Origin of the sequence: Amycolatopsis sp. NBC_01286 (genome assembly GCF_035982555.1) — a bacterium.
Lineage (GTDB): Bacteria > Actinomycetota > Actinomycetes > Mycobacteriales > Pseudonocardiaceae > Amycolatopsis.
Genome location: NZ_CP108428.1, coordinates 4,167,431 through 4,188,114, shown reverse-complemented (window position 1 = coordinate 4,188,114; position 20,684 = coordinate 4,167,431). Strand labels below are relative to the sequence as shown.

The following is a 20,684-nucleotide window of genomic DNA, read 5'->3' as shown; positions in this document are numbered from 1 at the left end:
CCGTGCCGGCCAGCACCAGCTTCGCCCCGGTTCCCTTCACGGCCACGGTCTGACCGGCCGCGACGACATTGTCCGGCTTCGAACCCAGGGCATCAGGCCAGGTCAGCGACACCCCGAGAGCCGAGAACGCCGCTCCCGGCTTGAGCCCGGCCTCGGCGAGGCCTTCGGCCCGGAAGCTGCTGCCCCCGCCGTCGAGATCACCGGCCGTCACGTGTGCCGCGTCGGTGACGCCGACGTTGGAGGCGGCCGCCGCCAGGGACGCGTACGGCACCGTGACGGTCGACGAGTCCACGGCCTCGTGCGTGTCCAGCCGCGCGCGGTAGGTCGTGGCCGCGGTGACCTGGTAGTCCGCCGGCTTCAGCCCGGCGTCGGGGGTCAGCGTCACCGGCACCTTCACCGTCTGACCAGGCCGGACGAGCTTCGGCAACGCCGGGACGTCGGCGCGGAACCCGGTGCCCCGCACCGACAGCGCGACGTCCCGGACGGGCAGCGGCGTGCCGTTGGTGAAGCTCACCGTCGCCGCCGTGGGCTGCCCCGGCGCGGCCAGCGACGGCGTGGTCAGCGTCGTCGTGCCGTTGTCGTCCTCGGGGAAGAACCCGCCGACCGCACTGGCCCCGAAGAGCCGGACGTCCTGGCGGGCACCGGCGCCGATCTGCCCGGTCTTCACGCGCACGACGCCGTGGGCGGCCGGGTCGTACCACCAGCCCGAAGCCGCCTTGTCCAGCTCGACCTTGCTGCCGTACTGCCGCAGGATCCCGGTGCCCGCCTGGACGAGCGCCGGCTTCGTTCCCGTGTGGACGGACAGCTGGTAGTTCCGCGCGGCCGGCTTGCCGGCGTAGGTGCCGGTACTCGCGCCGATCCCGACGGTCACCGTGCCGGGGCCGGACTGGGGCGCGTCCACGGTGAACGTCTGCTTCGCCTGCTCCCCGCGCTGGTACCCACGGGTGACGCCGTCGTCCTCGGAGAGGGTGAAGCTGCCCTTGCTCTGCGGGTAGACGTCCAGGTCGAGCTCACCCTTGTCGCGCGTCTGCCACGACTTCGTGCCGTCGGCCCACATCGGCACCACGGCGCCGGCCCGGACGAACAGCGGGAGCGTGTCGAGCGGCGCGTCGTAACCGTCGATCGTCGTCGGGCCGGTGTAGGTCTTGCCGCTCCAGTAGTCGACCCACGTGCCCTTGGGCAGGTAGATGCCGTTGCGGACGTTCGACTTCTCGTACACCGGCGCGACCAGGAAGTCGGTGCCGGACAGGAACTCGTACTTCGCCTTGTCGGTCCACACGTTCGGGTCGTCCGGGTACTCCAGGGCCAGCGGCCGGACCTGGCCGACGCCGGTCTGGTGCGCCTGCGCGGAGTAGCTGTAGGTGTAGGGCAGCAGGCGTTCCTTGAGCATGAGGTACTTGCGGTTGATGGAGGTGTACGGCTCACCCTGCTGCCACGGCTGCTTGTCCGACGACGCCCAGCCGTCCATCGTCATCGCCGCCGGCAGGAACGCCTTCCACTGCAGGTCGCGGACGTAGGTCTGCGGGCTGCCGCCGAAGATGCCGTCGATGTCGCCGGTGTTGTACGCGATGCCGGACGTCGTCGCGCCCGCGTACGTCGGGATCTGCCACTTGATGTAGTCGTAGGAGCCGGACTGGTCGCCGCTCCACAGCACGCCGCAGCGCTGAGCGCCGGCCCAGCTCACCGGCTGCCAGACGAACCCGCGGGCGTCACTGTTGTCCTCGATGCCCTTGTAGGCGGTGTCACAGGCGTCGAGCGCGAACTGGTAACCCGGGCCGACCCAGGCGACGTCCAGCTTGCGCACCCGCACCCCGGCCTTGACCTCTTCGGCCTGGTTGGGGACGCCGTTCTCGGTCCACAGCCCGAGCTGCATGGTGTCTTTCCGCAGGCCCTCGCCGGTCTGCGGCAGGTTCTCGTAGCCGCAGCCGTAGCCGTCGTTGACCAGCATCCAGCCGTTCGGCATGTCGTGCGCGGCGTAGCCGTCGGCCACCTTCACCGCGTCGAGCGTGTGCCGCTCGCCGCGGTTGGCGTTGTGCAGGTAGCAGTCCGAATCGCCGGTTTCCAGGCCGTAGATCGGCGGCAAAAATGGCTTCCCGACCAGGTCGGTGTACCCGCTGATGACGTCTTTGAGGTTGCCGCCGACGACGTAGGTCGCGTCGAAGCGGCGCTCGTCGTGGGTGGTCTCGACCGGGTCGGTGAACGAGTAGCTGCCCGGCGCGAAGGTGTTCCGCAGGACGCCGTAGCCCGCGGTCGAGGCGTAGAACGGCTGCGAGTTGGGCGCGCCGCCGTCGTTCCAGTTGTCGTCGGCGAAGATCTTGATCGTCTGGTCGCGGTGGCTGTAGCGGCCGTTCTGCTCGCCGCCGCCGACGAACTGCTCCGACGCGGTCCGGGTCAGGCTCTGCGTGGTCGTCGAGCCGGTCCAGGACAGCGGCGCGGACTCCGCCCAGAGCTGCTTGCGGTCCGCTCCGTCGTAGAGGGCGAACTTCAGCGGGTGCTTGTACGCCCGCAATGTCGCTTTCGGGGTGGAGATGGCCCAGTACGCGCCCTTGTCGACGCGCTTCGGCGTGGCCGGGGGCGTGGTCTTCGGGAGGACGATCTTGCCGCCGGCGGGGTCGGTGAAGGACCCGTCGGGGGCGAGCCAGACCCGGACGGCGCCGTCGGCCGGGAAGCTCACGCGCACCGCCGCGCTCCCCGACGTCAGCGTCACCGTGGCGCCGTCGGCGGAGATCCCGGTCAGGTCGCCGAGCTGCCCGGAGGGCGCCGCGGGCGGGTCGGCGTAGGCCGTGGCGGGCGAGAGCCCGAGGACGGCGGCCGTCGCCAGACACCAGAGCGTTTGCGCAACTCTGCTCATTACTGACACCTTTCGCGCATCAATACGCATGTTGGAGTCTGTATAGCGCACGTTTCGCGCAGTGTCACCCACTGAACCGGTTCCGTCGCCCCGACTCACGACTTCCGTCGGCCTTCCGCTGTACAGTTACTCCGGGTACTTGAACGGCGTCTTAGAGGTCACTCCATCTGCAAATTGCAGATCGCATCTCTCTGTCCATTCAGGACGATGACGCGCGCCGTTTCCCGTTGTCACACTTCAGGTTCCGTTGCGCGTTTTCCGGCGTGCAACAGCACGTGCATCCGCACGGCGCTCGCGCGCGCAAGTTGTCAGCAAGTGATGAAGTGCTTGCTGTGAAACACTTTCCGCAGTAAGTTGGCAGCCCACCGAAGGCTGGGGATCAGCCATCGGGGCTCGTGCTGCTCGACGGGATCGGGGAGGTGACCGGAGAGAGCGCTTACCGGCGGTCGGGTCGCCGTCGGGTGCAGGAGGGATGTCATGCCGTGGTACGCACAGGACAAGCAGTGTCCGACCGAGTGACAGAGCCATATCTGGTGGCACAGGACGCCATCGCCGAAGAGCTGCTACGCGGCAAGTGGTGCGTGTACCTGCACGAATGGCTGGGCGACGACGGCGATCTGCCGACGTGGCAGGCCGAGGTGGCCGCCAAAGCGTCACTCTCCGGAGTCGAAGTGTGCTTCGTCGAGATCCCGCGCAAGGACATGACGCTGATCGCGAACGTGCGGGCACTGCCGTCCTTCGAGCAGGTCACGGAGTCGATCGCGGCGCTGGAGGACTACCGCGGCCGCGTCGACCGACAACGTTGGCACGGCCCGGCGGTACGCCGGCTGCCCCCACCGGAGTAGCGGCTACCGAGCCGCCTCGCGTTGCTGGGCCGCCAGAAAGTGCGCCGTCTTCGCCGTGGCGTCGTACAACGCGCGGTAGTGCTCGTAGAACTCCTGGTACCGCGTGACGTTCGCCGGGTCCGGCGTCACCGTCGTCGCGATCGGGTTGGCGCGGGCCGGGTCGATCTCGACGCCGGTGGCCTCCGCCGCCAGGAGCGCGTCGCCCAGGCAGGCGCCGATCGTCTCGGCCGGGATCTGCTGGGGCAGGCCCGTGACGTCGGAGACGATGCGCGTCCACAGCCCGCCCTTGGTGCCGCCGCCGACCGCGACCAGCCGCCCGGCCGCACCACCCGCGGCGGCCATCGCCTCCAGGTTGTGCCGCACGCCGTACGCGATGCCTTCGAGCGCCGCGCGGTAGAGGTCGGCGCGGCCGTGCGTGGTCGTCAGCCCGGCGAGCACGCCGCGGGCGTCCGGATCGAACAGCGGCGTCCGCTCCCCGGCGAAGTACGGCAGCAGCAGGAGCCCGCGGCTGCCCGCCGGCACCTCCGCGGCTTCCGCGACCAGGCCGGCGTAGTCGCCGCCGACGAGCCGGCGCAGCCAGTCGGTGACCGCGCCGGACGTCGCCATGCCCGCGGCCAGCGTGAAGCTGCCCGGCGTGACGCCGCGCGTGCCCCACAGGCCGGGGTGCGGCCGCGGTTCGGTGAGCACCTGGACGAGGAACATCGTGGTGCCGTACATGACCATCACGTCACCCGGCTCGCGGACGCCGACGCTGGTCGCCTCCGCCCAGGCGTCGACCGTCCCGGCGGTGACGGGCAGGCCCCGCGGCAGCCCGGTCCGCGCCTCCGCGGCCGCCGTCACCTCGCCCGCGATCTCGTTCGGCCACCGCAGTTCGGGCAGTTCGAGCCCGGGTGCGACGCGCTCCGCCCAGTCCTTCGCCCACTCGTCCGCCGCAAGGTCGTACAGCGGCGTGCACTGGCTGGCCGAGTGGTGGTCCAGGACGTAGCGGCCGGTGAGCCGGTGCACCAGGAACGAGCTCGCCATCAGGAGTTTCTCCATGCGCGCGTAGACGTCCGGCTCGTGCCGGGCCAGCCAGCGCACCTTGGGCCCGACGGCCTGGCTGGTCAGCGGCGAACCGCCGCGCGCCAGGATCTCGCCGGCCCCGAACTCTTCGTTCAGCTCCGCGATCTCGGCGCCCGCCCGGGTGTCGACGCCGTAGAGGATGGCCGGCCGCAACGGGTCACCGTGCTCGTCGGCCGGCAGCAGGCACGGGCCGATGCCGCTGACCCCCAGCCCGGCGAGCGGCCGGCCGTTCGCCGCACGCAGCAGGTCCGCGACGATGGCGGTGAAGTCGGCCCACCACACGGCTTCGGCGTCGTGCTCCACCCAGCCGGGCTGAGGCGTCGAGACGCCGTGCTCGCGGACGGACCGGGCGAGCACCGCGCCCTCGGCGTCCACCAGCACGCCCTTCGAGCCGGCCGTGCCGATGTCCACGCCGAGCAGCAGCCCCGTCATCCGCCCTCCACGCACCACTGATGCGGGAAATCGATTACCACCAAGCTATGGTGTGCCGGGAACACTGTCAACGACACAGGTGAACGAGGACGCGGGTGGCGACGATCTCCGACGTGGCGGCGCTGGCCGGGGTGTCCACCGCGACCGTGTCCCGGGCGCTCAACGGCAAGTCCACTGTGGACCCAGTGCTGGCCGAACGGGTCGCGCGGGCGGTGGAAGAGCTCGGCTACACACCGAACGGGCTGGCCCGCAGCCTGCGCCGCCGCGAGACGGCGGTGCTCGCGCTCATCATCTCCGACGTCGAGAACCCGTTCTTCACGGCGATCGCGCGCGGGGTCGAGGACACCGCCCAGGCCGCCGGGTTCTCCGTGATGCTGTGCAACTCCGACGAGAACACCGCGAAGGAACGCCGGTACGTCGAGGTCGCGGCGCAGGAACGGCTGGCGGGCGTGATCATGTCGCCGACCACCGGCGACAGCGACGTCCGGCCGCTGCTCGCGCACGGCACGCCGATCGTGACGGTCGACCGGCGGCTGGAAGCGGCCGACTGCGACGCGGTGCTCGTCGATTCCCGCGTCGCCGCCCGGGATGCCGTGCGGCACCTCGTCGACCGCGGTTACGAGCGGATCGCGTGCGTCGCGGGGCCGCCGGGCATCACCACCGCGGACGACCGTCTCGACGGCTACCGCGACGGGCTTCGCGACGCGGGCCGAAAGCTCTCGACGCCGCTGGTGCGCCGCTGCGAATTCCGCGAAACCGGCGGATACGAAGCGGCGAAACAGTTACTGACGCAGGCCGATCCCCCGGACGCGCTCCTGGTGTCCAGCAGCACGATGGCGATCGGCGTGCTGCAGGCGATGGCGGAGCGGGGCCTGCGCGCGGGCCGTGACGTCGGCATCGTCTCGTTCGACGACGCGCCGTGGACGACGCTGATTTCGCCGACCCTGACGGTGGTGGCCCAGCCGGCCCACGCGATGGGCCAGCTCGCGGCGCGGCTGCTGCTGGACCGCATCGGCGGCGGATCCCCCGCGACGACCACGACGACGATGGCGGCGCAGCTGATCGTCCGGGGCAGCTCCACGCGCTGAAAGCGGCACTTTCACGTGAAAGTGCCGCTTCCGGATCACTCCCGCCGGCACGGTTGACTTCAACCATTCTTGAGCTTTTACCGTCGGTGGCATGACTGCTCTCCTGCCGCCGATCCCGCGGACCGTCTGGATCGCCTCCGGGGTGATGGCCCTCGGCGGCTTCCTCGGCAACATGGACGGCTCGATCGTCGCCGTCGGGCTGGAGTCGATGCGGCTGAGCCTTGGCGTCGGCCTGGTCGAGGTCCAGTGGGTCGCCACGGCGTACCTCCTCGGGCTGTCCGCGGCGCTGCCGCTGACGCCGTGGCTCGTCCGGAAGCTCGGCGCGGGACGGCTGTGGCTCGGCGCGCTCGCGGCGTTCCTGGTGACGTCGGCCGCGTGCGCGCTGGCGCCGGACGTCGGGACGCTCATCGGCGTCCGCGCGGTGCAGGGCATGGCCGCCGGCGTCATGGTCACGGCCGGGCAGACCGTGATCGGGCTGGCCGTCGGCCCGGAACGGCTCGGCCGGACCATGGGCACGCTCGGCCTGGTCGTCGGGCTCGCGCCGGTGATCGGGCCGAGCGTCGGCGGCTTGCTGCTCGCGCACTTCTCGTGGCCGGTGCTGTTCTGGCTGAACCTGCCGATCGGCGTGGTCGCGTTCGGGCTGGCGCTGCGGTTCGTGCCGCGCGGCGACCGGCGGCAGCCGCCGCCGGTGGACTGGCCCGGCCTGATCCTGGTCTCGCTCGGCCTGCCGCTGGTCGTCTACGCGCTCACCGAACTCGGCGCGCCCGGGTCCACCGGCCCGCTGAACGTCGTGCTGGCGGCCGTCGGCGCGGTCGCGCTCGCCGTCTTCACCTGGTGGTCGACGCGTGCGCCGCACCCGGTGCTGCAGCTGCGGCTGGCCACCCGGCCGGTCATGGGTGCGGCGCTGGCCGCCGTGCTGCTCGCCGGCGCCGGGATGTTCGGCGCGGTGCTGCTGCTCCCCCTGTGGTTCCAGGTCCGCCTCGGCGCCGGGCCGGCCGAAGCGGGGGTGCTGCTCGCGCCGATGGGCTTGGCCACCACGGTGTTCGTGCTGGTGGCCGGGCGGCTGACCGACCGGTACGGCGGCGGCACGGTCTCGTTCACCGGGTCGCTGGTGGTGCTGGCGAGCACGGTGCCGATGCCCTGGCTCGGCCCGGCCACGCCGATGTGGCTGATCCAGGCGTTGCTGCTGGTCCGCGGCGCGGGGCTGGGGTTGTCGATCATGCCCGCGTCGACGGCGGCGTACGCCTCGGTCGACGCGGGCGAACTCGGGCACGCGACGGCGTTGGTGAACATCGTGCTGCGCGTGGGCGGCGCGGTCGGTGGCGCGTTGTGCGTGATCGTCTTGTCCCGTGGCCTCACGATCGATCCGGCGACCGGCTTCGGCTGGGCGTTCGGCGTGCTGGGCGCGCTGTGCGTGCTCGGTACCGTCGCGACGGCCTGGCTGCGCCGCGCCGAGCGGCGAAAGAGCTGACCGGCACCGCGACGGCCACGCTGCGCGATCGTCCACAGTGGACGCCACGATGGGACCCACCTGCGAACCTGGCGCGATCACCGGTTTGGTGATTTCCTGGAGCCGATCAACCACGGTCAGTGACGGGGAGGACGGGTCATGCTGGGGGTACGCAAGCGGCTGCTGACCGCGGCGGCGGTCACGGCGGTAGCGGGAAGCCTGCTGGCCGCCGCGCCGGCGTCGGCGGCCGGAACGGGAAGCGTCGACTGGAAACCCTGCGCGGACGCGCCGGGCGTCGACTGCGGCGCGGTGACCGTGCCGATCGACTACGCCCATCCGGAGAAGGGCACCACGAGCGTCGCGCTCGCCCGGCGGAAGGCCACCGACCCGCAGGCCCGGATCGGCGCGGTCCTGATGGACCCGGGCGGTCCCGGCGGGCCGGGCGCGGGCCAGGTCAAGGAAGGCTGGTCGCTCTCGGCCGAGGTCACCAAGCGCTTCGACACCGTGGGCTTCGACCCGCGTGGCATCGGCGACAGCACCCAGATCAAGTGCGGCCTCGACGAGGTCATCGCCGACCACCCCGAGGTGCCGCGCAGCCAGGCCGAGTTCGAGCAGCTCGCGCAGTACAACCGGAAGGTCGGCGACAGCTGCTCCCGGCTCACCGGGCCGCTCGCGCGTTTCGCCGACACCAAGACCGTCGCGCGGGACATGGACGCGATCCGCGCCGCGCTCGGCGAGAAGAAGCTGACCTACTACGGCGTTTCGTACGGGACGCTGATGGGCCAGCAGTACGCCGAGCTGTTCCCCGGCAAGGTCCGCGCGCTCGTGCTGGACAGCAACATGGACCACTCGCAGCTGGGCGCGTGGGACTTCCTGCGCAGCGAAACGCAGTCCGTGCAGGCGGAGTTCGGCGAGTTCGCCGGCTGGTGCGGCCGGACGCCGGCCTGCGTGTTGCACGGCCAAGACGTCTCCAAGCTGACGCGGGACCTGCAGGGCAAGGCCGCGCGCGGGGAACTGAAGGCGCCGCAGAGCGGTGAGCCGATCACCCCGCTGAACCTCGCGTCGATCTTCCAGGGCGCCTTCTACCGCCCGAGCTGGGACCAGCTGGCGAAGACGTTGAAGTCCTTCGCGGACGGCACTCCGCCGGCCGCGTCGGCTCGAGCGCGAGACGAGATCCCGGTCAACACCGTGTTCCAGAGCATCTTCTGCGACGACTGGAAACTGCCGGTGCACAGCTACGCCGAGCTGGAGACCTACCGGCGCGCGGCCGCGGCCTCCGCACCGGACGTCAAGGTCAACTCGCTGGGCTGGTCCGCCGTGACCGCCTGCATCGGCTGGCCGGAGAAGGCGAGCAACCCGCAGCACCCGCTGCAGGTGCACGGCGCGCCGCCGCTGCTGGTCCTGAGCAGCAAGTACGACCCGGCGACGCCGTACGCGTGGTCGCAGACCGTGGCCCGGCAGACCGGCAACACGCTGCTCACCTACGACGGCTGGGGCCACGGCGCCTACTTCAAGAACAGCGACTGCGTCACCAAGGCGACCGACGACTACCTGATCACCGGCAAGCTCCCGGCGCGGGGCACGCACTGCGCCGCCGTGGAGCCGAGCGCGTCGCAGGCCCGGATCGCCGGGCCGAAGGCGCCGGTGACGATCGGTTTCTGACGCTTCCGTTGCGAGGCCGGGAGCGGCACAATCGGTTCCGGCCCCGCAACGTCGCGGGCAAAGGAGACCGTCATGCGGTTCAGGACTTTCCTCGCGAGCACGGCGATCGCCGTCACGCTGACCGGGCTGGCCACGGCTCCCGCGGACGCCGGAGTCCGGCACGGCGGCGGGTACCTCGCGCTCGGTGACTCCGTGGCGTTCGGCTACCGCCCCGGCGCCGTGACGCCGGGTTCGGACTACCTGAACGCGGCCAACTTCCGCGGCTACGCCGAGAACTACGCGGCCCTGCGCGGCCTGCGGGTCGCGAACGCGTCGTGTCCCGGCGAGACGACCGGAAGCATGCTGAAGATAGGCGCGCAGAGCAACGGCTGCGAGAACTCCGTCGGCTCCCCGGTCGGCTACCGGACGACGTTCCCGCTGCACGTGACGTACGCGGGCACCCAGATCGACTACGCCACGCGGTACCTGCGCACCCACCAGGACACCAAGCTGGTGACGCTGAACATCGGCGCCAACGACATGTTCGTCTGCCAGGCCACGACGCCGGACCAGTGCACCGGTCCGGACTTCCAGGCGGCGCTGAACCGGATGAGCCGCAACGTCGCGACGATCCTCGGCGCCGTGCGCGCCCACTACCGCGGCGACGTCGTGCTGATGTCGTACTACTCGCTCGACTACCGCGACCCGGCGCAGGTCGAGCAGGTGCAGGCGATCGACGCGGCGCTCACGCAGGTGACCCGCCGCTACCACGGGAAGATCGCCGACGGCTTCACGGCGTTCCGGCTCGCCTCTCTACGCACAGGCGGCGACCCGTGCGCGGCCGGGCTGCTGATCAAGCTGCCGACGGGCGGCTGCGACGTCCACCCGACAGCGGCCGGCCACCGCGTCCTCACGGCGGCCCTCGCTTGGGCGGTCGTGAGTGGTAATGAGGGTTAGAACCCGCATTACCACTCACGAGAGCGGCGGCAGACCCACCTTCAGACGGCCTGGACCTCGACGCCCGCGGCCTCGAACGCGCGCACGACCTCCGGGTCCGCTTCCGCGTCGGTCACCAGTGCGTGCACCTGCGACGTCTCGCAGATGCGGGCGAACGCGCGGCGGCCCAGCTTCGACCCGTCCGTCACCGCGACCACGCGCTCGGCACGCTCCACCATCAGGCGGTTGATGCTGGCCTCGCCCTCGTGGTGGGCGAACGCGCCCGCGTCCGGGTCGAACGCGTCGACGCCGAGGAACAGCAGGTCGATCGTCAGCTCGCTGAGCACCCGCGTGGCCAGCGGCCCGCTCAGCTCGAACGACTGCGGCCGCGCCACCCCGCCGGTCACCACGATCTTGACGTTCGGCCGCACTGCCAGCTCGTGCGCGATGTTCAGCGCGTTCGTCACCACCGTGATGCCCGGCGCGTCACCCCGCCCGGACAGGTCGGAGCGGATCGCCAGCGCCCGCGCCACGCCGGCGGTGGTCGTGCCGCCGTTGAGGCCGACGACCATCCCCTTGGCGGCGAACGCGGCCGCGGCGTTGCTGATCCGCTGCTTCTCCGGGACGTGCCGCGCGGTCTTGTAGCGCAGCGGCAGGTCGTAGGCGAGGTCGTTGGCGACCGCGCCACCACGCGTGCGCGTGAGCAGCTGCTGCTCGGCCAGGTGGTCGAGGTCGCGGCGGATGGTGGCCGCGGAGACGCTCAGCTCCTCGGCGACGTCCTCGACGTCGATCTTTACCCGCTGCCCCAGCATGTCCAGCAGGGTGCTCAACCGTTCGTGCCGGGCCATCGGCGGTACTCCCTAGGTTCCTGTGCACAAAGAAGTGCGCTGTTGACCACCGTTTCGAGCATTATGCTGCACGATCACCGTCCTCGAAACGCGGCACGCCGCCTACTTCATCCGGAAGTCATAGCGCCCCGGCAGCGGATCGGCCGACAGCGCCGCCCAGGTGTCGGACAACGACGTCTCCCCTTCCCGGATGTTCGCGACCTCGAACCCCGCGTCGAAGATCGCCCGCGCCCCCTCGACGTCGCCCCGTGCGAGCCGCGCCTGAGCGGCCAGCAGCGCGAGCCGTCCCGTCGGTTCCGGCGGCAGCTCCGGCGCACACCCGGCCGCGACGGCTTCCACCAGCAGCGGCTCCAGAGCCGGCGCCAGTTTCAACGCCCGTTCGTACAGCTGGGCCGCCTCCGCCGAGCCGGCTGTCACCGCCAGGCAGCGCAGCGCCCACGGGTTCTCGGCCGCTGACACCGAAGACGTCCACGCCTCCCGTGCTGCCTCGTGACGCCCGGCCGCCCAGCGCGCGACACCCCGGTGGTACCAGGTCAGCCAGTTGTCGGCCGTGTGCTCCAGCAGATCGGCCCAGTAGCGGTTGACCAGCGTCGACGGTGGCACGGCCAGCGGGTCACCCGCCGGCGGGACACCGTCCAGCAGGGACAACCAGGGCTCCTGCTCCGGCCCCAGCGACTCCGGGGGAAACGGCGTGCCCGGCAGGTACGCCGGCATCCGGCGGGCCTCCAGCGCACCCCAGCCGGATCCCGTGGCCAGCAACGGGCCCGGCTCGACGTCGAGGATCTTCCGCCACTGTTCGTGGTACCCGGTCAAAACCGGCGCGACGACGGCGTCGGTGGCGGCCCGCCAGTCGTCGCCGTGGACCACCGCGGGATCGGCCGAGAGCGGGCCGTACGCCTCGAGCCAGTCCCACGACTCGCCCGAGGGGAGCCGCAGGTGCTCCAGCTGCGTGCGGGCCAGCCCGGCCTGGATCTCCAGGTAGCCGCCGGCGCCCGGCGCCAGCCAGTCCTGCCAGCGCCGGCCGCCCGCGGATTCGCCCCACAGGAACAGCTTCCGGCCGCGCAGCCGCTCGGTCGACGTCTGCAGCAGGCCGCGCCCGTCGCCGTCGACCGCGGCGATCCACGGCTTCGAGCACTCGAAGAAGTAGTCCGCGGCGGACTCCGCCCGCGCCGGGTAGGTCAGCGCACCCGGGACGTCGACCAGATCCAACCGGCCGGAATAACCGTAGTGCCAGGCCTGCGTGGCCGGTGCGAGCACGCGCGTGTCCGGCGTCTGCGCCACGGCGATGTTCGACCACCAGTACACCGGGACGTCGTGCGGGTGCGGGTTGCGGATCCGCACGCCCACCAGCAGGAAGTCCGAGTCGTCCGGCAGCCAGAAGTCGAGGTGGTAGGGCAGGTCGCGGGTACGTTCCCACTCCCACAGCCGCAGTACCGGCGTGCCGTCCGGCCCGTCGACCTGAGCCGCGAACATCGGCGCGCACGTCAGCGTCGTGTGCCCGGTGCTGCCGAGGTTCCACTCGACGCCGCCGGCGAACCAGGCGTCCCGCAGCGCGAGGTTCGCGGGCTGGAACACCGGGTTGCGGTAGAGCAGCTCACGTCCGTTGTGGACCAGCGAGTACAGCCGTCCGCCCAGCGTGGGCAGGATGGTCGCCCGCACCCGGTCGTTCTCCAGCACCAGCGCGGGCAGCTCCCGTGTGACACGTTCCCGCGAGTAGCCGTCCTGAAGACGGCACGGCAGCACGGTGTCGAGCCGCCCGTACTCGAGCCCAGCGGCGAGGTCCGGCGGCAGCTCGTCCACATTGGACACTGACGCGACGGCCTCCGGCTTCACCAGCGGCGGCAGCGGGTTCTCCGGCCCCAGCTCGGCCGCGGGCAGGATCAGCACGGTCCGGTACAGGCGCGTCATGGCAGCCGGTCACCGGTGGCCGCGTCGAACAAGTGGACCGAGCCGACCTGCGGCGCCAGCGCGATCGCCTGCCCGCGTTGCCACGGCGACATGCCCGGCGTGCGGACCGTCAGCACCCGGTCGCCGTCACGGCAGTACAGGTACTGGTCGCTGCCCAGCTCCTCGACCACCTCGACGATCGCGTCGAACCCGCCGTCGCCGATCGTCCAGCCCTCGGGCCGGACGCCGACGACGATGCCGGGGCCGGTCAGCGCCGAGCGCTGCGCCGGGGTCAGCGGCAGGTGCGTCCCGCCGACGACGGCACCGTCGGCGTCCACAGTGGTCTCCAGCAGGTTCATCGCGGGCGAGCCGATGAACCCGGCGACGAACACGTTCACCGGCCGCGCGAACAGGCCGATCGGCGTGTCGACCTGCTGCAGGACGCCGTCCTTGAGCACCGCGACCCGGTCGCCCATGGTCATCGCCTCGACCTGGTCGTGCGTGACGTACAGCGTCGTGACGCCGAGACGCCGTTGCAGCGACGCGATCTGCGTGCGCGTCTGCACCCGCAGCTTGGCGTCCAGGTTGGACAGTGGCTCGTCCATCAGGAACACGCTCGGCTCACGCACGATCGCGCGGCCCATCGCGACGCGCTGGCGCTGCCCGCCGGACAGCTTCGCGGGCTTGCGGTCCAGGTACTCGGTCAGGTCCAGCACCTTCGCCGCTTCCTGCACCCGGCGTTCGCGTTCGGCCTTCGGCATCTTGGCCAGCTTCAGGTGGAAGCCGATGTTCTCGCCGACCGACATGTGCGGGTAGAGCGCGTAGTTCTGGAACACCATCGCGATGTCGCGGTCCTTCGGCGCCAGCTCGGTGACGTCCCGGTCGCCGATGTGGATGGAGCCGTCGTCGACGCCCTCCAGCCCGGCCAGCATCCGCAGCGTCGTCGACTTGCCGCAGCCGGACGGCCCGACCAGCACGAGGAACTCGCCGTCGGCGACCTCGAGGTCGAGCCCGTCGACGGCGGGCCGCTCGACACCGGCGTAGAACCGGGTCGTGTCCTGGAAACTCACGGTGGCCATCAGGTCCTACTTTCCGGCGCCGAGGGTCAGGCCGGTGATGATCCGGCGGGCGAGCACGAGGTAGAGCACGAGCATCGGGAGCACGACGATCGCCACGCCGGCGATCAGGCCGCCGTACTCCGACTGGTAGCTCGCGGCGCCGTAGAAGGTGAACAGCGCCCGCGAGAGCGTGAAGTGGGCCTGGTCCTTGAGGAACACGATCGCCAGCAGTGTCTCGTTCCACAGGCCGATGGCGTTCAGCGTCAACGCCGTGATCAGGCCGCCGCGCGCGAGCGGCAGCATGACGGAGAAGAACGTCCGCGTCGGCGAGGCACCGTCCAACGAGGCCGCTTCCTCCAGCTCGTCCGGCAGCGAGCGGAAGAACCCGGTCAGCAGGAACACCGTGAACGGGATCGACAACGCGACGTAGAGCAGGAACAGGCCGTACTCGTTGTCCAGGTGGGCTTTGCTCATGGTCACGAACAGCGGGATGATCACCGTCTGGAACGGGACGCCCATGCCGATCGCGACGACGTTCGTCAGCGGCCCGGACCCGCGCACACCGAGCCGGGTCAGCGCGTACGCGCAGGGCGCGGACACGGCGACGGTCGCGACCGTCGCCAGCCCGACCAGCACCACCGTCGTCAGCACGGCGTCGCCGAAGCCCGCGTTGTTCCAGGCGTAGATGAAGTTCCGGAACGGCTTGCCGAGGTGGAACCACTGGTAGGGCAGCGCGAACGGCTTGGTGAAGATCTCCACTGGCGTCTTGAACGACGCCGTGAGCAGCCAGTACAGCACCAGCACGTTGCCGGCGGTGAACGCCCAGACGATCACGGAACCCAGCAGCCGCAACGGGCTCAGCTTCCGCGAACCCGGCGCGGGACGCGGTTTGCGCGGCACCTTGCGCGGCGGTTTCGCGGCCGGGCGCACCGGCACTGTCTCGGTGACGGTCATCGGATCTCCCTCAGAACTGGATCGCGTCACGGCGCATCAACCGGCGCAGCAGGACAACAAGGATCGACACCAGCGCGATCATCGCCACCGCGCAGGCGCAGGCGGCCCCGAAGTCCGGCGTGCCGTTCGAGCCGAAGGTCCGGTCGAACACGTAGATCCCGAGCGTCCACGCCTGGTTCGGCGGGGCGTAGGTGCCCGGCCCGGCCAGCACGAACACCAGCTCGAAGATCTTGAGCGCGTTGATCGTCCACAGGACACCGGCGACGCCGACGACGTCCCACGTCATCGGCAGCGTGATGTTGCGGAACTTCTGCCACGGCGACGCGCCGCCCAGCTCGGCGTCCTCGTAGAGGTACGGCGGGATCCGGTCGACGGCGGCCATCAGGATGGTGATGTAGAAGCCCGAGCTGGCCCAGATCAGCGACGCCGTCACGACGCCGGTCACGTTGGCCGGGGCCAGGAACTTCGCCGCGTCCGCGCCGACGTGCTCCAGCACGTAGTTCGCCAGGCCCTGCTTGCCCGGCTGGTACTTGAACACGAACCCGAGGAACATGCCCAGCGCCACCGGCGCGACGATGTTCGGGAAGAACAGGATGGCCCGGACGACCTTGCCGCCCCGCATGTCCCGCAGCACCATGGTGAACAGGAACGCGATCGCGAACGTGCCGATGCCGCCGAGGAAGACGTACACCAGCGTGTTGCGGAAGGCGTACTGGAACGAGTCGCTCGCCCACATCTGCGTGTAGTTGGTGACGCCATTGGGCTTGGGCGTGTCGCCCGCGCCGGCCCAGCTGGTGAAGCTCAGGACGACGGTCGCGAGCGTCGGCAGTACGAGGAAAGCCAGGTACAGCACCAAAGCCGGGGCGGCGAACGGCCAGAACAGCCGCTTCTTGCGGCGCAGGTGCGCGGCCCCGGCGGCGCGGGTCCCCCGATCCCGCGCCGCCGTCGTCGTGACCGTGGCCATCAGCTCTGGTTCTTCCAGAAGTCGGCACCCTTGGCCGCGAGCTGGTCCACGAACTGCTGCGGGTTCAGCTCGCCCTTGAGCAGCGAGGTGTCGGCCGGGTCGAAGACGTCGGTCTGCCACTTGCCGCCGGCGATGCCGTCGATCCCGTCGTACTGCAGGACGTGTTCCTTCTTCGGGTCGTCCATCGCGGCCTTGACCTGCTTGAGGTCGTCCGGCACGGCGAGGTCGGCCCGCGGCACCAGGTTGTCGGCCACCGCCGGGATGCCGGACAGGATGTCCTTGTTGAGGAAGTAGGCGATGAACGCCTTCGCGGCTTCGGCGTGCTTGGCCTTCTTGGTGACGGCGAAGCCGATCGACATCTGCTCGACGGTGTCGTGCGTGGCGCCGGCCGGCATCGGGAACTGGAACGAGCCGTAGTTGATCTTCGTCCCGGCGCCCTGCTTGTCCAGGTACTCGCGCGTCTCGCTCGGCGCCCAGGTGCCGACGTAGAGGTAGCGCGAGTCGCCGTCCGCCCAGCGCTGCTGCACCTGCGGGAACTTCGCCGCGTCCCAGCCGTCGATGAAGTACTTCGGCAGCTTCGCGGTTTCGGTGGCGGCCTTGAGGAAACCGGGGTCGGTCTTCCAGAGCTGCCCGGTCTTGTCGGCCGCGGCCTTGTTCAGCCCGCCCGAGCCGACGTAACGCTCGGCGAGCTGGGTGAAGAAGTACATGTTGTAGAACGGGATGTCGCCGTCCTGGCTGATCGCGGCCTTGCCGTCGGCCTTCGCCTTGTCGAACAGCGCGGTCAGGTCGTCCATCGTCTTCGGCTGCTGGACGTCGCCCGCGGCGTCCTTGTTGAACCACCAGGCGCTCGACTGGACGGTGTAGGGGACCATGAAGTTGTGGCCCTCGCGGTCCTTGTTCTGCGGGAAGTCGTACGAGCTGGGCGAAAGCACGTCCTTGACGGTCTTGTCACCCTCGCCGACCTTCATCGCGAAGACGTCGTCGACGCTCTGCGTGCCGCCCGGCGTCGCGATCGCCGCGCCGACCTTGCTGACGTCCTGGTCGAACAGGTCCGGCACCGCGTCGGTGTTCAGCGCGGGCACCAGGTTCTGCGTGTAGGCCTTGCGCCCCAGCCACTGCACGTTCACCTTGACGCCGGTCTTCTCCTGGAAGCACTTGAAGGCCTTCTGCAGGACCTTGCCCTGGGGCTCGTCGGCCGTCCACATCGCCCAGTAGGTGAACTCCTTGTCCGTGGCGGGTTTGACCGCCGCCTCCGGGCAAGGCGCGTTGAGGTACTGGTCGACACCGGGCAGCGCGTTCTCACCGGTGTCGCTGCCGGAGTCCGCGCCCCCGCCGCAGCCGGCCAGCAGGAGAGAGGCCCCCACCGCACACGCCATGACCTTGCTTCGCCGCATCCGCCACCACCAGAGTTCGAGTTTCACGCAACTTCTGCGCGTTGCTGCGCAGTTTTGTTAGGTTTCACGCATCTGTCAACACTCATTGGAACAAATTCTGCTCAATCGTCACTTGGGCCCGCCCTCCGTGACCAGCATGAGCACACCGAGCAACCGCCGCACCTCGACGGCGACGGCGTCCCGCCCGGCCCCCAGGTACTTCCGCGGGTCGACGCGGTCCGGGTGCGCACGCCAGTCGCCGGTGGCGGCCGCGGTGAACACCTTGTTGAGCTGGGTGGCGATATTGATCTTCGTCATCCCGGCTTTCACGGCCTCGGCCAGGCCGTCGTCGGACACCCCGGAAGAACCGTGCAGCACCAGCGGGACCGGCACCCGGGCCCGCAGCCGCGCGATCAGCTCGAAGTCCAGCGCGGCGTCCCGGGTCAGCATCGCGTGCGAGCTGCCGACGGCGACGGCGAGCGCGTCGACCCCGGTGGCCGCGGCGAACTCCGCCGCCTCGTCCGGATCGGTGCGCGCGCCGGGCGCGTGCACGCCGTCCTTGCCCCCGACCTCGCCCAGCTCGGCTTCGACCCAGACGCCGTGGTCGTGGCAGAACGCGGTGATCTCGCGGGTCGCACGGACGTTGTCGGCGTAGTCCAGTTTGGACGCGTCGAACATGACCGAGCCGAACCCGAGCCCGACGGCTTCCCGCACGAGGTCGGCGGACTCGGCGTGGTCGAGGTGCACGGCGACGTCCGGCTCGGCCTCCCGGGCCGCGGCGAGCGCCGCACCGCCGATCGGCGCGAGGGCGCCGTGGTAGCGGACGACGTTCTGGCTGAGCTGCACGATCACCGGCGCTCGGGCCGCGGCCGCACCGTCGACGATGGCGGTGATGTGTTCCAGCTGGATGGCGTTGAAAGCTCCACAGCCGCGTCTCGCCGCCGCGGCGGCGGTGACGATCTCCCCGGTGCTCACCAGAGGCATGACCTACTCCTGTCGTTTCGGGTCTGCCGCGGCTTGTCGTGAGTGGTTAGGGCGGTTCTAACCGCCCTAACCACTCACGACCCGCACCGCGACCAAGTCCAGTTCGCGCTCGTAGTGCGCCAGGTCGACGTCGCCGGCCAGCGGACCCAGCACCGCTGCGCCGGACAGCGCGACGGCCCGGCGCAGGATGTCCGGCCACGGCTCGCGGCGGCTGAGGCCGAGTGCGAGTGCCGCGACCACCGCGTCACCCGCACCGGTGCTGTTGCCGTGGAGCGCGGTGGACGGCGTCGCGTGCCACGTGCCCGAGCCGGTGACCGCGAGCAGGCCGTCGGCGCCGAGCGACACGACGACCGCACCCGCGCCCGCCTTCCGCAGCTCACCCGCCGCGGCGACCGGGTCGGCCAGGCCGGTGACCTCGCGCAGCTCTTCGGCGTTCGGCTTCACCACGGCCGGGTGCGCGGCCAGGCCGGCCAGCAGTGCCGGGCCTGACGTATCCAGCACGGACGGCACGGACGTTCCCGTGAGCAGCGACGTGTAGGCGCCGGACGGCGCACCGGGCGGGAGGCTGCCGGAGCAGACCAGCACCTCGGGCGCGTGCCGCCGGACCGCGTCGGCGAGCAACGCCCACTCCCCGCCGGACAGCGCCGGGCCGGGCTCGTTCAGCAGCGTGACCGACCCGTCGTCGCCCAGCACCGTCGTGGTGCGGCGCGTCTCGCCGGCGATCGGCACCAGCTCGGCCGGCAGCCCGGCCGCACCGAGGTCCGCCGCGACCGCGGACCCCGTCGCCCCGCCGGCCGTCGCGACCGCGCGGACGTCGACGCCCAGCGCCTGCAGCACCCGCGCGACGTTGATCCCCTTGCCCCCGGCCCGGCTCCGGACCTCCCGGACGCGGTGCACGCCGTCCGGCCGCAGACCGTCCACTGTGTACGTGACGTCGAGCGCGGTGTTGGGCGTGACGGTGAGGATCACGGCGGGCTCACGTCAGGACGACGGAGCGGGAGAGACTGCGCGGGTTGTCCGGGTCCAGGCCCTTGCGCCGGGCGATCGCGCCCGCGACGAGCTGCGCGCGGACCAGGTCGGCCATCGGGTCGAGGCCGCTTTCGACGAACGTGCCGCCCGCCCGGCGGACGTCCTCGGCCAGCCCGTCCGGCGCGTGGCCGAACATCCAGGTCACCCGGCCCGGCTCGGCGATGCTGATCGGGCCGTGCCGGTAGTCCCACGCCGGGTACGACTCCGTCCACAGCAGACACGCCTCGCGGAACTTGAGCGCCGCCTCGTTCGCGAGCCCCACCGACCAGCCGGTGCCGAGGAAGCTGAACTGCCCGGCGCCGACTAATGACTCCGGCAGCGGCTCCACCAGCACCTGCTCGGCCTGCGCGATGACGCCGGTCAGGTCCTCGCCGAGGTGCGCGCGGAGCATCGCGAGCGCGGTGGTGGCGAACCGGGTCTGCACGACCGAGCGTTCGTCCACCGCGGACAGGTCGACGACGCCGTCCGCGGCCCGCTCGATCTCGGCGGGCACGCCGGTGATCGCCGTGGTCCGGGTCCGGCCGCGCAACTGCGCGAGCAGGCTGTGCACCTCGGTCGTGGTGCCCGAGCGGCTCAGCGCGAGCACGTGGTCGTAGGCCCGGCCGACCGGGAACTCGGACGCGGCGAACGCGTCGGTCTCGCCGAGCCCGGCGGTTTCGCGCAGCACCGCGTACGCCTGGCCGACGAACCACGACGTGCCGCAGCCGACGATCGCCACCCGGGCGCCCGGCGCGGGCAGCTGCCCGCTGTTCGCCGAGGCCAGCTCGGCCGCGTCCCGCCAGCAGCCGGGCTGGCTCGCGATCTCCGCCGCCATGAAGGTCCCGCTCATGAACTCCCCATCCGTGCCGGTTGTGCGCAACACCTGTCACGTTAGGTGCAGTTTTGTGCGTCGTCAATCGTCGTATCGTGCAACTTCACACAGAGTCCGCGCAGAGAAGTGCGCGAGAAGACAGCAGACGGCGGGAGCGGCGCCGGATCCGGGCGCAGCAAAAAGGCCACCCTCGGCGAGGGTGGCCTGCAGCAGGAGAGCGGGTCCGGCGGCTACCGGGGCTTGCGGCGCAGCAGCCCGGTGACGACGGCCATCGCGCGCGAACGCGACGACGGCACCGGCGCCACCGCCGCCTCCGGGCCGATCCGGCGACGCATGCGGTAGGCGAGTTCGAGCACTTCGAGATCTTCGGGCCGGCGTCTGCCGTGGACGTCCGGCCGCAGGTACAGCTCGCTGACCGTGACGGGCTTGCCACTGGCACGGGGTGGCGTGCGCGCCATCGGGAACCTCCGG

16 protein-coding genes and 1 pseudogene are annotated in these 20,684 nt (G+C 71.0%); 5 read left to right on the top strand and 12 right to left on the bottom strand.

Annotated features, from left to right (window positions below; all coding sequences use genetic code 11):
- Nucleotides 1-331 precede the first annotated feature (331 nt).
- A pseudogene (locus tag OG570_RS20305) lies at nucleotides 332-2,851 on the bottom strand (TIM-barrel domain-containing protein); the annotation flags it as partial.
- Nucleotides 2,852-3,384: 533 nt separating this feature from the next.
- Here OG570_RS20305 and OG570_RS20300 point away from each other — a divergent pair.
- The gene (locus OG570_RS20300; protein ID WP_247056872.1) at nucleotides 3,385-3,696 is read left to right on the top strand and encodes a hypothetical protein; all 312 of its coding nucleotides are present in this window, start codon (nucleotides 3,385-3,387) and stop codon (nucleotides 3,694-3,696) included.
- A gap of 3 nt (nucleotides 3,697-3,699) precedes the next feature.
- Here the strand turns inward: OG570_RS20300 and OG570_RS20295 are convergent, their stop codons facing one another.
- Nucleotides 3,700-5,190, bottom strand: coding sequence for an FGGY-family carbohydrate kinase (locus tag OG570_RS20295; protein WP_326958374.1), 1,491 nt, complete (start codon nucleotides 5,188-5,190; stop codon nucleotides 3,700-3,702).
- A gap of 95 nt (nucleotides 5,191-5,285) precedes the next feature.
- Between OG570_RS20295 and OG570_RS20290 the strand changes: the two genes are divergently transcribed.
- From OG570_RS20290 to OG570_RS20275, 4 genes are all read left to right on the top strand, one after another.
- Complete coding sequence (locus OG570_RS20290; protein WP_326958372.1) at nucleotides 5,286-6,278, top strand: LacI family DNA-binding transcriptional regulator; 993 nt, start codon at nucleotides 5,286-5,288, stop codon at nucleotides 6,276-6,278.
- A gap of 91 nt (nucleotides 6,279-6,369) precedes the next feature.
- Nucleotides 6,370-7,749, top strand: coding sequence for a DHA2 family efflux MFS transporter permease subunit (locus OG570_RS20285; RefSeq protein WP_326958370.1), 1,380 nt, complete (start codon nucleotides 6,370-6,372; stop codon nucleotides 7,747-7,749).
- A 138-nt stretch (nucleotides 7,750-7,887) separates the two neighbouring features.
- Complete coding sequence (locus OG570_RS20280) at nucleotides 7,888-9,390, top strand: alpha/beta hydrolase (RefSeq protein WP_326958368.1); 1,503 nt, start codon at nucleotides 7,888-7,890, stop codon at nucleotides 9,388-9,390.
- A 72-nt stretch (nucleotides 9,391-9,462) separates the two neighbouring features.
- The gene (locus tag OG570_RS20275) at nucleotides 9,463-10,326 is read left to right on the top strand and encodes an SGNH/GDSL hydrolase family protein (protein ID WP_326958366.1); all 864 of its coding nucleotides are present in this window, start codon (nucleotides 9,463-9,465) and stop codon (nucleotides 10,324-10,326) included.
- A 41-nt stretch (nucleotides 10,327-10,367) separates the two neighbouring features.
- Here OG570_RS20275 and OG570_RS20270 read toward each other — a convergent pair whose 3' ends face one another.
- The 10 genes from OG570_RS20270 to OG570_RS20225 all read right to left on the bottom strand — a co-directional run bounded on the left by OG570_RS20270 (nucleotide 10,368) and on the right by OG570_RS20225 (nucleotide 20,671).
- Entirely contained in the window at nucleotides 10,368-11,153 is a 786-nt protein-coding gene (locus OG570_RS20270) for a DeoR/GlpR family DNA-binding transcription regulator (RefSeq protein WP_326958364.1), read from the bottom strand.
- 102 nt (nucleotides 11,154-11,255) lie between these two features.
- The gene (locus OG570_RS20265) at nucleotides 11,256-13,061 is read right to left on the bottom strand and encodes a DUF5107 domain-containing protein (protein ID WP_326958362.1); all 1,806 of its coding nucleotides are present in this window, start codon (nucleotides 13,059-13,061) and stop codon (nucleotides 11,256-11,258) included.
- On the bottom strand, nucleotides 13,058-14,119 hold the full coding sequence (locus OG570_RS20260) for an ABC transporter ATP-binding protein (RefSeq protein WP_326958360.1): 1,062 nt from the start codon (nucleotides 14,117-14,119) through the stop codon (nucleotides 13,058-13,060). Before OG570_RS20260 ends, OG570_RS20265 begins: the two co-directional genes overlap by 4 nt.
- A 6-nt stretch (nucleotides 14,120-14,125) precedes the next feature.
- Complete coding sequence (locus OG570_RS20255) at nucleotides 14,126-15,052, bottom strand: carbohydrate ABC transporter permease (protein WP_326958358.1); 927 nt, start codon at nucleotides 15,050-15,052, stop codon at nucleotides 14,126-14,128.
- A gap of 10 nt (nucleotides 15,053-15,062) precedes the next feature.
- The gene (locus tag OG570_RS20250) at nucleotides 15,063-16,016 is read right to left on the bottom strand and encodes a carbohydrate ABC transporter permease (RefSeq protein ID WP_247056891.1); all 954 of its coding nucleotides are present in this window, start codon (nucleotides 16,014-16,016) and stop codon (nucleotides 15,063-15,065) included.
- Complete coding sequence (locus OG570_RS20245) at nucleotides 16,016-17,392, bottom strand: ABC transporter substrate-binding protein (RefSeq protein ID WP_371827649.1); 1,377 nt, start codon at nucleotides 17,390-17,392, stop codon at nucleotides 16,016-16,018. The genes OG570_RS20250 and OG570_RS20245 overlap by 1 nt, the downstream gene beginning before the upstream one ends.
- 126 nt (nucleotides 17,393-17,518) lie before the next feature.
- A complete protein-coding gene (locus tag OG570_RS20240; protein ID WP_326958356.1) occupies nucleotides 17,519-18,373 on the bottom strand; it encodes a class II fructose-bisphosphate aldolase in 855 nt (284 codons plus the stop codon).
- 66 nt (nucleotides 18,374-18,439) lie between these two features.
- Nucleotides 18,440-19,342: a 1-phosphofructokinase family hexose kinase gene (locus OG570_RS20235; protein WP_326958354.1), complete on the bottom strand. Its 903-nt coding sequence runs from the start codon at nucleotides 19,340-19,342 to the stop codon at nucleotides 18,440-18,442.
- Nucleotides 19,343-19,349: 7 nt separating this feature from the next.
- Nucleotides 19,350-20,231, bottom strand: coding sequence for an SIS domain-containing protein (locus tag OG570_RS20230; protein ID WP_326958352.1), 882 nt, complete (start codon nucleotides 20,229-20,231; stop codon nucleotides 19,350-19,352).
- 212 nt (nucleotides 20,232-20,443) lie between these two features.
- Entirely contained in the window at nucleotides 20,444-20,671 is a 228-nt protein-coding gene (locus OG570_RS20225) for a hypothetical protein (protein ID WP_326958350.1), read from the bottom strand.
- Nucleotides 20,672-20,684 lie beyond the last annotated feature (13 nt).

Bases quoted from the DNA above. Each gene is read 5' to 3' on its own strand.
- OG570_RS20280 (WP_326958368.1), top strand. From the start codon at position 7,888: ATGCTGGGGGTACGCAAGCGGCTGCTGACCGCGGCGGCGGTCACGGCG.
- OG570_RS20260 (WP_326958360.1), bottom strand. From the start codon at position 14,119: ATGGCCACCGTGAGTTTCCAGGACACGACCCGGTTCTACGCCGGTGTC.
- OG570_RS20265 (WP_326958362.1), bottom strand. From the start codon at position 13,061: ATGACGCGCCTGTACCGGACCGTGCTGATCCTGCCCGCGGCCGAGCTG.
- OG570_RS20270 (WP_326958364.1), bottom strand. From the start codon at position 11,153: ATGGCCCGGCACGAACGGTTGAGCACCCTGCTGGACATGCTGGGGCAG.
- OG570_RS20295 (WP_326958374.1), bottom strand. From the start codon at position 5,190: ATGACGGGGCTGCTGCTCGGCGTGGACATCGGCACGGCCGGCTCGAAG.
- OG570_RS20240 (WP_326958356.1), bottom strand. From the start codon at position 18,373: ATGCCTCTGGTGAGCACCGGGGAGATCGTCACCGCCGCCGCGGCGGCG.
- OG570_RS20245 (WP_371827649.1), bottom strand. From the start codon at position 17,392: ATGGCGTGTGCGGTGGGGGCCTCTCTCCTGCTGGCCGGCTGCGGCGGG.
- OG570_RS20275 (WP_326958366.1), top strand. From the start codon at position 9,463: ATGCGGTTCAGGACTTTCCTCGCGAGCACGGCGATCGCCGTCACGCTG.
- OG570_RS20285 (WP_326958370.1), top strand. From the start codon at position 6,370: ATGACTGCTCTCCTGCCGCCGATCCCGCGGACCGTCTGGATCGCCTCC.
- OG570_RS20225 (WP_326958350.1), bottom strand. From the start codon at position 20,671: ATGGCGCGCACGCCACCCCGTGCCAGTGGCAAGCCCGTCACGGTCAGC.
- OG570_RS20230 (WP_326958352.1), bottom strand. From the start codon at position 20,231: ATGAGCGGGACCTTCATGGCGGCGGAGATCGCGAGCCAGCCCGGCTGC.
- OG570_RS20250 (WP_247056891.1), bottom strand. From the start codon at position 16,016: ATGGCCACGGTCACGACGACGGCGGCGCGGGATCGGGGGACCCGCGCC.
- OG570_RS20255 (WP_326958358.1), bottom strand. From the start codon at position 15,052: ATGACCGTCACCGAGACAGTGCCGGTGCGCCCGGCCGCGAAACCGCCG.